Origin of the sequence: Pseudomaricurvus alcaniphilus (assembly GCF_011440395.1) — a bacterium.
Lineage (GTDB): Bacteria > Pseudomonadota > Gammaproteobacteria > Pseudomonadales > Cellvibrionaceae > Pseudomaricurvus > Pseudomaricurvus alcaniphilus.
In genome coordinates this window covers 173,310-185,278 of record NZ_JAAOIX010000012.1, presented here as the reverse complement: position 1 = coordinate 185,278, position 11,969 = coordinate 173,310, and the positions used below count along the sequence as shown (strand labels likewise).

Genomic DNA, 11,969 nt, shown 5'->3' with positions numbered 1-11,969 from the left:
ATTGTTAGGTCACTTGCAAATGATAATGCTATGTTCGCATCACCATCCCGCAAGCGCCCACACGCATTGCTTGATTAACTTGTTAAATAGCCAGTACCGCGCTCGGCTGATACTGTATTTTCCGGTTCCGTTCAGTGCCTCCTCAGAAGCCCTCCCTCAACCGTGGGATGCGAATTATACGCACCTCTTGAAGCCTGTCAATCATTTATTTGCGTCAATCTCAGCAGCTTAAATGATCGCTGGAAAACCGTAAAAATCACCTGGCTTTCCGCTTCGCCCCGGCGACTGACTCAAGGGTCTCTGTCGTCGAGAGCGGCGCATTATACGCACCGTTTGTGGCCTTGCAAGAAGATTTTAAAACTTTCTTTTTGCGGCCTGCGCCAGGTAAAAATTTGGCTTAAGCGGTTGATTGCCCGCGCCTTTTTACCGGCCCCTCATATTCGAGGGAGGCGCATTATGCCGATGCAGCCCGGGCCTCGCAACCTGTTTTTAGCAACTTTCGCAAAGAAATTGCCGCCTCCGCAAAAAGCGTTTACCAGACCGGCAAATTGGTGAATTTTACAGCAGATCGATAGCGCCAGTCGGGGGAGGTGGCCGCAGCTGCAGCCAACAACAGCACCCCCACTGGCATCAGGACGGTGGTGGCTCTTTGTAAACAGACCAAATCCAGGCCACCAGCCCGGACAAGGCATAGGCACCAAACAACAGCAACAGAATCAACGGCGGGTGCACCGACACCACGCCAAACGCCAACACCATTGCCAGCATCACCACAAACGGGACCCGGCCGCGCAGGTCAAGATCCTTGAAGCTGGTGTACTTGACGTTGGAAACCATCAACAGGCCCATAAGCGCCGTAACAATCCCGGCGATTACGGAAGGCCGACCGGACATATCCACGTCATAGCCCACCCAGACCATACCGGCAATCACCGCTGCCGCCGCCGGACTGGCCAAACCAATAAAGTACTTTTTATCCACCACCCCCACCTGGGTGTTAAACCGGGCCAGCCGCAGGGCCGCGCCGGCAACGTAGACAAACGCCACACCGATGCCGAACTTGCCGAGATCCACCAGCGCCCAGGAATACATCACCAGTGCCGGCGCCACACCAAATGAAACCATGTCCGACAGGCTGTCGTACTGGACCCCGAATTCGCTGGTGGTATTGGTCAACCGCGCCACCCGGCCATCGAGGCCGTCAAACACCATGGCACCGAAAATCGCCAGTGCCGCCGCCTCAAAATTGCCCAACAGCGCCGACATAATGGCGTAGAAGCCAAAAAACAGTGCCGCTGTAGTAAAGAGGTTGGGCAGCAGGTAAACCCCCTTGCGCCTGACGCTCTCGCCATTTTCGTTGACGACTTCTTCGTGCTCATCAATGGGAATCAGCTTCTCATCGATCAAGGTTCCGTCCCGCAGCTTCTTGACGCTGGCGCCAAGATTTCTGTTTCCTGGCGCTTTGTTTCCCGAGTCCTTGCCGCCGGAGCTCCCGCCTGCGGCATCTTTGCTTCCGGCATCAGCAGTATCCCCAGTGCCGCTGCCGGCCTGCTCGCTGCCTGCTGGACGACTATCGGGCTTAATATTGCTGGACTGAGCCTTGTCGGACGGAACCTTGGCGGCCTGAACCTTGGCGGCCTGAACCTTGGCGGTCTCAACCTTGCCGGGCTGTGCCTGTCCGGACTCAACCTTTTCAGGCTGGGCCTTGTCGGACTCACCTTTATCGGACTGAATAGCGCTGGGCTGAATGACATCGGCCTGCTTATTGCCGGCCCCCGAACTGTCGACGCCCTTGTTTTGTTGTTCTTTCATAGATTACTGCGCAGAAATGCGACCCTTTTATTGGACTGGACCAAGCTTATGTTGGACTGCACCAATCATACTGCCTAGCGGCCAGCGACAAAAGCGCCGTTTCCGTGTTGGCCCCAAAAGCTCCGGCTCTAACCATGACTAATTAACCGCCATAACCCAGCGGTCATAACCTGGCCGCCATTTTCGGGCAGCTATTGTCGGGCAGCCCTTTTCGAGTCCCCAAAAAAAACGCGGCCAGGGCCGCGTTTTTTGTCACAAGAGTCAATAAACCCTAGTTTTTGGCTTTATCGATGATCTTGTTGGCTTCGATCCACGGCATCATGGAGCGCAGCTGCTCGCCCACCTGCTCGATCGGGTGAGCCGCATTGTTGCGACGATAAGCGGTCATGGACGGATAGTTGGTCATACCCTCGGCGATAAACATCTTGGCGTACTCGCCGTTCTGGATTCGCTTCAGGGCATTGCGCATGGCCTTGCGCGACTCTTCGTTGATGACTTCGGGGCCAGTCACATACTCGCCGTACTCCGCATTGTTGGAGATGGAGTAGTTCATGTTGGCGATACCGCCCTCGTACATCAGGTCGACGATCAGCTTCAGCTCGTGCAGACACTCGAAGTAGGCCATTTCCGGAGCGTAACCCGCTTCAGTCAGGGTCTCGAAGCCGGCCTTAACCAGCTCAACGGCGCCGCCACACAGTACCGCTTGCTCACCAAACAGGTCGGTTTCGGTCTCGTCTTTAAAGGTCGTCTCAATAATACCGGAACGACCGCCACCCACACCGCTGGCGTAAGACAGGGCAACTTCCTTGGCGTTGCCAGAAACGTCCTGCCAAATAGCGATCAGGTCAGGGATACCACCGCCCTTGACGAATTCATTGCGAACCGTGTGACCAGGCGCCTTGGGGGCGATCATGATCACGTCCAGGTCAGCGCGCGGCACCACCTGGTTGTAGAAGATGGCAAAGCCGTGGGCGAAGGCCAGGGTAGCGCCCTGCTTGATGTTAGGCTCAATCTCTTCTTTATACAGACGGCCCTGGAACTCATCGGGAGTCAGGATCATAACCACGTCGGCACCTTTGACCGCGGTAGCCACATCGGCAACTTTCAGGCCGTGGGCATCGGCCTTGGCCACAGAAGAGGAAGCAGCGCGCAGGCCGACGGTCACATCGACGCCAGAGTCCTTGAGGTTACAGGCGTGGGCGTGGCCCTGGGAACCGTAACCGATAACCGCAACTTTCTTGTTCTGGATAATGGACAGGTCACAGTCCTTATCGTAATAAACTTTCATACTTCATCTCCTAAATTCAAATTTGAGGGTCTTGTCAAACTCCGACCCTGGACACCCAATCCGGCATTCGGCGCGCATTCTACTGCATGACCCGCGTTGCGTAAAATGAACTATTTGCAATACTATGATTACATTTACGCAACACTGCTACAGTGACACCCATTACTACTAAAGCGACACCCATTACTACTAAAGCGACACCCATTACTACTAAAGCGACACCTACTACTAAAGCGACACCCATTACTACTAAAGCGACACCCATTATTACTAAAGCGACACCCACTACTACTACAGTGACACCCACTACTACTACAGTGACACCCACTACTACTACAGTGACACCCACTACTACTAAAGCGACACCCACCGCAGCCGCTACGGAGCCGCCATGGACACACGCACCCTGTCTCAATTCCTCAGTCTCTCCGAGACCCTGCATTTCGGGCGCAGCAGCGAAGAGCTCCATATCAGCCCCTCGGCGCTGAGCCGCAGCATCAAGCAATTGGAAGAGAACCTCGGCAGCAAACTGTTCGAGCGGGACAACCGCCGGGTGGAACTCACCGCGGCGGGCCGCAAGCTGCAAACCTACGCCCGCGAGACCTTGCAAAACTGGGACACCTTCCGTGAATCCCTGACCCAGGACAGCGGCGACCTGCAGGGGGAGATCAGCATCTACTGCTCGGTCACCGCCAGCTACAGCTTTCTCTACGATATCCTCAGCGACTTCCGCCAGCACCACCCCAGGATCGAACTCAAGCTGCACACCGGCGACCCCGCCCAGGGCATCAACCGGGTGACCTATGGCCGCGAAGACATCGCCATCGTCGCCCGCCCGGACAAGCTGCCGGTCAACCTGGCTTTTCGCCGCATCGCCGTCTCGCCACTGGTGTTTATCAGCCCCATCGAAGCCAGCAGCACCCTGCCCAACCCGCAACCGGGCAGCGCTAGAGAATGGCGCGACACCCCCATGATCGTGTCGGAAGAAGGCATCGGCCGCGAGCGGGTCAACGACTGGTTCAAGCGTCTGCGGGTGGAGCCGAAGATCTACGCCCAGGTGGCCGGTCACGAGGCCATCGTCAGCATGGTGGCGCTCGGATTTGGCATCGGCGTGGTGCCGAAAATCGTGCTCGACAACAGCCCGCTGGTGGCCAAAGTGCAGGTGCTGGGCTCGGCACCGGCGGCCGGGGATTTCGATGTTGGCCTCTGCGCCCTGAAAAAGCGCCTGAAGAGTCCTATAATCAAAGCTATCTGGGGAGATTGACGAGTGGATATGACTTCTCGGCCTCAAACCGCTAGAATCCCGCCCCTCAATGCACCCACCCCCGCTATTGTCAGCTGTAGATTATTATGAATGTTCGCGATTTCCTGATCCATAAAGTTCAACACGCCATGCAAGCCGCCGGCATCCCCGCCGAATACGGCCCCCACCTGGCCCCGTCCCGCAAGGCCGGCTTCGGTGACTACCAGGCCAATGGCGCCATGGCCGCGGCCAAGGCCATGCGCACCAACCCCCGCGAACTGGCCCAAGCCATCGTCGCGCAACTGCAGTTGGACGGTGTGGCGGACAAGATCGAGATTGCCGGGCCAGGCTTTATCAACATCCACCTGGCCAACAACTGGCTCAGCGAGATGACCTCGCAGCTGCTGGCCGACCCCAACCTGGGGCAGGAAAAAGCAGCCCAGCCACAAACCGTGGTGGTCGACTACTCCTCCCCCAACCTGGCCAAGGAAATGCACGTCGGCCACCTGCGCTCCACGATCATTGGCGACGCGCTGGTGCGGGCACTGGAGTACCAGGGCCACAACGTGATTCGACAAAACCACGTGGGCGACTGGGGCACCCAGTTCGGCATGCTGATCGCTGAGCTGGAAGAAGAAATTGACGACGGCGAAGTGGCCGAATTTGCCCTCAAGGACCTGGAAGCCTTTTACCAGCAGTCCAAACAGCACTTCGATGAAGACGAAGAGTTCGCCCGCCGGGCCCGCGATTACGTGGTCAAGCTGCAATCCGGCGACGAGCGCATCCTCTACCTGTGGGAGCAGTTCAAGAAAGTCTCGCTCAAGCACAGCACCGAGATCTACCAGCAGTTGAACGTCACCCTCAGCGACGAGGATGTGCGCGGCGAGAGCTACTACAACGAAGACCTGCCCCGGGTGGTGGCGGACCTGCAAAAGCTCGGCCTGGCCCAGGAAGACCAGGGCGCCCAGGTGGTGTTTCTGGAAGAATTGGCCGACAAGGAGGGCAAACCCAGCCCGGTGATTATCCAGAAGCAGGGCGGCGGCTACCTCTACGCCACCTCAGACCTGGCCGCGCTGCGCTACCGCGCCAACATCCTCAAGGCCGACCGCATCATGTACTTTATCGATGCCCGCCAATCCCTGCATATGAACCAGGTGTTTACCCTGGCCCGCAAGGCCAAGTTTGTGCCCGAGTCCATCAGCCTCGAACACCACGCCTTCGGCACCATGATGGGCAGTGACGGCAAGCCCTTCAAAACCCGCAGCGGCGGCACCGTCAAGCTGGCCGACCTGCTGAACGAAGCGGTGGAGCGCGCCGCCGCCCTGATCGCCCTCAAGGATCCGGACCTGAGCGAGGAAGAAAAAGTCGAAGTGGCGGAAAAAGTCGGCATCGGCGCGGTCAAATACGCCGACCTGTCCAAGACCCGCACCAACGACTACATCTTCAACTGGGATTCCATGCTCAGCTTTGAAGGCAACACCGCGCCCTACCTGCAATACGCCTACACCCGTATCCAGAGTATTTTCCGCAAAGCCGGGGAGCAGGGTGTTGAAACTGCAGTCCAGATTGAAACCGACGAGGAAAAGGCGCTGGCCCTGAAGCTGCTGCAATTTACCGAAGTGGTGGAGCAGGTTACCCGGGAGGCCTACCCGCACGTGCTCTGCACCTATCTCTACGAGGTGGCGAGTCTGTTTATGCGCTTTTACGAAGCCTGCCCGATCCTGAAGAGCGATATCGATCCGGCCACTCGCGGCAGCCGCCTGGCCATCGCCCGGGTAACCGCTCGAACCCTGCACAAAGGCCTGGACCTGCTCGGTATCGATACCATGGAAAAGATGTAACTACCCAACCCCCGCAAAGGACTTGCTTAGCCCAGCATGATCACCGACCCCCTGTTCTATCTCTGCGCCATCCCCGCTGTGCTGATCTTCGGCATGGCCAAGGGGGGCTTCGGCGGCGGTATCGCGGTGATCTCGGTGCCGCTGATGAGCCTGGTCATCTCGCCGGTACAGGCGGCGACCATCCTGCTGCCCCTGCTGGTGGCCATGGATATGGTCGCCCTGTGGAGCTTTCGCGGCAGCTGGAGCAAACGCAACATCAAACTGACCTTGCCCGGCGCCATCGCCGGCATTGTCATCGGCGCCTTTACCTTTCGCTACCTCTCGGAAGACGCCATTCGCATCCTGGTCGGCGTGATCGTGGTGCTGTTTTGCCTCGACTACTGGTTTCGACCGGCCAGTCCCGGGGGCAGCAAGCCCAGCCTGGTTAAAGGCACTTTCTGGGGTACCATCTCCGGCTTCACCAGTTTCGGCATCCACTCCGGCGGCGCCCCCATGAGCGTATACCTGCTGCCGCAGCAAATGGAAAAAAAGCTGCTGATGGGCACCTTTGCGGTGTTCTTTACCGTCGTCAACCTGGTCAAGTTGATTCCCTACACCTGGCTCGGCCAGTTTGACCACACCAACCTGATGACCTCGCTGGTGCTGCTGCCCCTGGCGCCGGTCGGCGTGCGCCTGGGCTACTACCTGCTGCACAAGATCGACGAAACCACAGTCTACCGGCTGTGTTACTTCTTTCTGTTCGTGGTGGGTGTGAAATTGCTGTGGGATGGCGTCAGCGGGGCGCTGTAAGCCAAGCTCAGTGACAAGACGGCAGCAGCTGGCTGCCGCGAGCTGTGATCAAATCTGCCGATACTCCCGATACCAATCGACAAACTTCTGCATACCGATGTAAATGTCCGTGGCCGGCTTAAAACCCACCGCCTCGGTCAGGCTGCCGATATCGGCGTAGGTGCGTGGCACATCACCGGGCTGCATGGGCAGCATAATCTTTTCTGCGGTCTTGCCGCAGGCCTGCTCGATGGCATCGATAAAGGTCGCCAGCTCAATGGGCTGGTTGTTGCCGATATTGTAGACCCGGTAAGGGGCGTGGCTCATGGACGGGTCCACCCCCTGCCAGTCCGGCGTGGCGCCGGGCACCACATCCTGGATGCGAATCACCCCCTCGACGATATCATCCACGTAGGTGAAATCCCGTTGCATTTTGCCGTGGTTAAACACCTTGATCGGCTCGCCCTTGAGGATCGCCTCGGTAAACAACCAGGGCGCCATATCCGGGCGGCCGGCCGGGCCGTAGACGGTAAAAAAGCGCAGGCCGGTGGTGGCAATGCCGTACAGGTGGGAGTAAGAATGGGCCATCAACTCGTTGGATTTCTTGGTGGCCGCGTAGAGTGACACCGGGTGGTCGACACCATCCGTGGTGGAGAAAGGCACCTTCGGGTTGACCCCGTACACCGAACTGGAGGATGCGTACACCAGGTGCTCGACCTGGTTGTGACGGCAGCCCTCAAGGATGGTCATGGTGCCCACCAGGTTGCTGTCGACGTATTCAAACGGCGCCTCGATGGAGTAGCGCACCCCGGCCTGGGCCCCCAGGTGAATCACCCGCTGGAACTGCTCCACCCGGAACAACTCGGCCACGCCGGCGCGGTCGGCCAGGTCCAGTTTCACAAAGCGAAACCGGTCGAGCGACTGCAACTGCGCCAGCCGGTAGTCCTTCAGGGCCGGCTCGTAGTAGTGATTGAGGTTATCCAGCCCCACCACCTCGTGGCCCGCAGCCAGCAGCCGCTGGGCGGTATACATGCCGATAAATCCGGCGGCGCCGGTAACCAGGTACTTCATTGCCTTTTGCCCCGTATCTACGGTTTCTGCAGCTACTTCAACAACAACTACTACAACACAGACTGCACGGACAATCCGCGTCCAATGGCGTAGTAATCGATGCCCTTGGCCGCCAGCCGCTCCGGCTCGAACAGGTTGCGGCCATCAAAAATGACCGGGCTGCGCAACTGCTGCTTGATGGCGTCAAACTGCGGCGCCCGAAAACTCTGCCACTCGGTACAGATCACCAGCGCATCGGCCCCTTTCAGCGCCGCCTCCTTGGTGCCCATCAGGCTCAAGCCGTCGCGATCGCCGTAGATCCGCTGGCACTCTTCCATCGCTTCCGGGTCATAGGCCTGCACCCTGGCACCGGCTTGCCACAGTGCCTCCATCAAAGTGCGGCTGGAAGCTTCGCGCATATCGTCGGTCTTGGGTTTAAACGACAAACCCCAGACGGCAAAGGTCTTGCCCGAGATATCGCCCTTGAAATAGTGATTGATGTACTCGAACAGCTTGCCCTTCTGGCGATAGTTGACCGACTCCACCGCCTTGAGAATTTCCGAATTGAACTGGATGCCATCGGTGGTGCGGATCAGGGCCTGCACGTCCTTGGGGAAACAGGAGCCGCCGTAGCCACAGCCCGGGTAGATAAACTGGTAGCCTATACGCGAGTCGGAGCCGATGCCGTGGCGCACGTGCTCGATATCCGCCCCCACGCGCTCGGCGATATTGGCCATTTCGTTCATAAAGCTGATCTTCGTCGCCAGCATGCAGTTGGCCGCGTATTTGGTCAGCTCGGCGCTGCGGGCATCCATAAATATCATGCGGTCGTGATTGCGGTTGAAGGGCGCGTAGAGCTCGCGCATCGTGGCTTCAATCTTCTCGGCATCATCACCGGGGCGGATACCGACGATAATCCGGTCGGGGCTCATGCAGTCGTTCACCGCCGCCCCCTCTTTCAGGAATTCCGGGTTGGAAACCACCGCGAAGTCGATCTCGGCGTCGCGCTCCGCCAGGCGCCTGGCCATGGCCGCGGCCACCTTGTCGGCAGTACCCACCGGCACCGTGGACTTATCCAGCACGATCTTGGGGCTCTGCATATGAGTGGCGATGGCATCCGCAACGGACAGCACATACTTGAGGTCGGCCGAGCCGTCTTCATCCGGTGGGGTACCCACGGCGATAAACTGGATATCGCCAAAATTCACCCCTTCCTCGGCGGAGGTGGTGAACACAATGCGACCGGCCTCGTAGTTTTCCACCACCAGCGGGGTCAAGCCCGGCTCATAGATGGGGATAATGCCTTTTTTCAAATCCTCGATGCGGCGCTCATTGACATCCACACAGCAGACATCGTGACCTGCGTCGGATAGCACAGCGGCCTGCACCAGGCCCACATAGCCAATACCGAATACAGTGATTTTCATGGTTGGAATTCCTTCTGGATAAACGATTGCCCCTGGGCGCCAGGCCCGGGCACGGATAAGGGGTTTATGGGCCGTAGAATAGCATTGTTATAGCAACCAGAACCACCCTGCGGCCGGCAGCGACGCCAGCACTGCTGCCTACCCCATAAGGTGACTTTATCTTACCTGCACTTAATCCAGATCAAATGCCCCATAAAGGCTATGCGCTCTAATACGCCCCCCCAACTTCCAGACGAATTTATTCGACCTTCAAACTTTACAGAGAGTACTGCAATGACCTGTATTAAAGCCTTATCGATGGCAACCGCAATTGCCGCGTCACTCACTGCCAACCAGGCACTGGCCCACCAGGCGGGCGACATCTTCGTGCGCGCCGGCCTCGCCACCGTGGCACCGGACGAAAGCAGTGACGGCGTGGCCATTCCGGCCCTCGACATCGCGCCGATCGCCGGCACCGAAGCACAAGTGGACGACAACACCCAACCGGGCCTGACCATCACCTATATGCTGAGCAACAAGCTGGGCATTGAACTGCTGGCATCCACACCGTTTACGCACGACATCAGCGCCAACCTCAACGGCTACTCCCCGGGCCTGAAAGTCGATGCCGCAGAAGCCAAGCACCTGCCGCCCACCCTCTCCGCCGTCTACTACCCCTTCGCCGACAGCGGCTCAGCCTTCCAGCCCTACGCCGGCCTAGGCCTGAACTACACCATCTTCTTCGAAGAAGACGTCGACTCCGACCTGGAAGCCCTCACCGGCACCCTCGCCGGCGCATCCGGCCCCGTACCTATGAAGCTGAAACTGGACAACTCCCTCGGCCTGGCCCTGCAACTCGGCGCCGACTACAGCCTCGACAAGAACTGGCACCTGAACGCCTCCGTGCGCTGGATCGACATCAACACCGACGCCACCTTCAACTCCGCGCTGGGAAAAACCATCACCGTCGATGATGTGGAAATCGATCCCTGGGTGTACCAGGTCAATATCGGTTATAAGTTCCGCTAGCCGGTAGGGAGCTGAAATGGGGACGGAGGGATTATTTTTTGACCAGCGCGCCTTGTTTTAGCTCCCTTTGCGGGGAGTTGTTTGGTGTTGGGTGTGCTTGATTTTTTGACTTTTTAACTGGACAGCCTTTTTAATCGACTTTTTAACTGGACAGCCATATTAGTAGCGATAGTAGAACCGATAGTAGAACGGACGATAGTAGAACGGACACCCATCTTTAAAGAACTCGAATACTAACCGAGGACCTTTAACTGGACGACCTTTAACTGGACAGCCATACTTATTTTTTAACCAGACAGCCATCCCAAACCGATTAACCAGACACCCACGCTAGTGCAACCCTGGTACTCATCCACGAAGTCATTGAATAGCCAAGTATTTCAAATACTGAACTCAGAAACTTTAAGCAATAGAGATGCAGCAGGTAGAAGATACAGCGGAACGAGCAGCCGGCCGTCAACCGGAGTGAAAGGAAGTTATAAGCTTTACCAAGCGCAGCATTTAACTCAGTAGTAGCGCACTGCCGATTCCGGGCGTTCGCTTATACCCGAGCTGCCGGCAAACCTGTTTCAACATGCGTGCCGCACCCACCAGCCCCTTAAATCGACTTTCAAAGTGCCTGGTCGAGTAAAGCCAGTGCTGTAGATCGATATTCAAGCGCTCAAAGACTGGAGGAACATTGGTGGGGATCGCGCCGCGCTTGTCTTGCCTGATAATTCTCCCGGTCCAATCAATCAGTTCTATATAGTCGGTAAGCCGAAAAGGTAATCCATGGGGCATGGCCGCACGGGGGTTGCCAGCAAAGGGCATCAATTGGCGAGCTTGTTGTTTGGGGTGATTGGGGGAGCCTGACAATTTTGCTTTTGCTGACCGTGTCTTGATGCTGGTATGGGCGGAAGTCTCCGGGGTTACTGCCAGACCAGCACGCACCGGATTCAGGTCGACGTACGCCATGCACGCCACCAGCGCTTTTTCATCCAGTAATGCCTGGGATTTGAATCGACCCTCCCAAAAGCGGCCGGTACATTCATCTTCCCGGTTTGCCTGGCGCGCAATACCTTCGTTGAGAACCCGCATATACCAGCTAATATCCATCAGGCGCGAACGCCAGATATCAACGTAATGATTCAGGATGCCAATTTCTGCCGGTGACAAGTTTTTCCCCTGAACAAAGGCCTGGCTGTACGGATTGCCTTTAAAAAGCCTATGCCAGCGATTTATGACGGCGGCACGATCCCAGCTCTCAGCTGATTCCCTGTCAACGTGCAAAACCACGTGATAATGGTTTGACATAATTGCGTAGGCACAGACATCAATCGCAAAGGTATCGGTCAGTTGCAGCAGTCGTTCTTCAATCCAAAAGCGGCGGTGGGCAAAGCTGGCGCCTGTAGCCTGGTCCTTGCCGCAGAGATAGGCCCGGCGCACACAACGCGATACGCAGTGATAGTAAGGTGTTGCTTCAAGGGCAATGAGGGTTTTGCGTGGCGTTGGCATCGAGTCATCCTTGAAAATTATCGACTGATGCATTTATA

Annotated in this window: 10 protein-coding genes; 4 read left to right on the top strand and 6 right to left on the bottom strand. The window is 57.4% G+C overall.

The window, feature by feature from the left end; translation table 11 throughout:
* Positions 1 to 630: 630 nt before the first annotated feature.
* The 3 genes from pssA to G8764_RS20085 form a co-directional block, all read right to left on the bottom strand.
* On the bottom strand, positions 631 to 1,812 hold the full coding sequence (gene pssA, locus G8764_RS20095; RefSeq protein ID WP_207951993.1) for a CDP-diacylglycerol--serine O-phosphatidyltransferase: 1,182 nt from the start codon (positions 1,810 to 1,812) through the stop codon (positions 631 to 633).
* A gap of 271 nt (positions 1,813 to 2,083) precedes the next feature.
* Complete coding sequence (ilvC, locus tag G8764_RS20090) at positions 2,084 to 3,100, bottom strand: ketol-acid reductoisomerase (protein WP_166167340.1); 1,017 nt, start codon at positions 3,098 to 3,100, stop codon at positions 2,084 to 2,086.
* Positions 3,101 to 3,179: 79 nt separating this feature from the next.
* Positions 3,180 to 3,428: a hypothetical protein gene (locus G8764_RS20085; RefSeq protein WP_166167337.1), complete on the bottom strand. Its 249-nt coding sequence runs from the start codon at positions 3,426 to 3,428 to the stop codon at positions 3,180 to 3,182.
* Between the two features lie 63 nt (positions 3,429 to 3,491).
* Between G8764_RS20085 and ilvY the strand changes: the two genes are divergently transcribed.
* From ilvY to G8764_RS20070, 3 genes are all read left to right on the top strand, one after another.
* Positions 3,492 to 4,364 carry an HTH-type transcriptional activator IlvY gene (gene ilvY / locus G8764_RS20080; RefSeq protein ID WP_166167334.1) on the top strand — a complete coding sequence of 291 codons (873 nt, stop codon included), beginning with the start codon at positions 3,492 to 3,494 and terminating at the stop codon, positions 4,362 to 4,364.
* A gap of 86 nt (positions 4,365 to 4,450) precedes the next feature.
* Positions 4,451 to 6,184: an arginine--tRNA ligase gene (argS, locus tag G8764_RS20075; RefSeq protein ID WP_166167331.1), complete on the top strand. Its 1,734-nt coding sequence runs from the start codon at positions 4,451 to 4,453 to the stop codon at positions 6,182 to 6,184.
* A 36-nt stretch (positions 6,185 to 6,220) separates the two neighbouring features.
* Positions 6,221 to 6,973, top strand: coding sequence for a sulfite exporter TauE/SafE family protein (locus tag G8764_RS20070; RefSeq protein ID WP_166167328.1), 753 nt, complete (start codon positions 6,221 to 6,223; stop codon positions 6,971 to 6,973).
* A gap of 48 nt (positions 6,974 to 7,021) precedes the next feature.
* On the opposite strand, the gene G8764_RS20065 is transcribed toward G8764_RS20070, so the two are convergent.
* Both G8764_RS20065 and G8764_RS20060 read right to left on the bottom strand, forming a co-directional pair.
* Positions 7,022 to 8,023, bottom strand: coding sequence for an NAD-dependent epimerase (locus G8764_RS20065; RefSeq protein ID WP_166167325.1), 1,002 nt, complete (start codon positions 8,021 to 8,023; stop codon positions 7,022 to 7,024).
* 50 nt (positions 8,024 to 8,073) lie between these two features.
* Positions 8,074 to 9,429 carry a UDP-glucose dehydrogenase family protein gene (locus tag G8764_RS20060; protein ID WP_166167322.1) on the bottom strand — a complete coding sequence of 452 codons (1,356 nt, stop codon included), beginning with the start codon at positions 9,427 to 9,429 and terminating at the stop codon, positions 8,074 to 8,076.
* A gap of 273 nt (positions 9,430 to 9,702) precedes the next feature.
* Between G8764_RS20060 and G8764_RS20055 the strand changes: the two genes are divergently transcribed.
* Entirely contained in the window at positions 9,703 to 10,437 is a 735-nt protein-coding gene (locus G8764_RS20055) for an OmpW/AlkL family protein (protein WP_166167319.1), read from the top strand.
* Positions 10,438 to 10,938: 501 nt separating this feature from the next.
* Here G8764_RS20055 and G8764_RS20050 read toward each other — a convergent pair.
* A complete protein-coding gene (locus tag G8764_RS20050; RefSeq protein WP_166167316.1) occupies positions 10,939 to 11,931 on the bottom strand; it encodes a transposase in 993 nt (330 codons plus the stop codon).
* Positions 11,932 to 11,969: the final 38 nt, after the last annotated feature.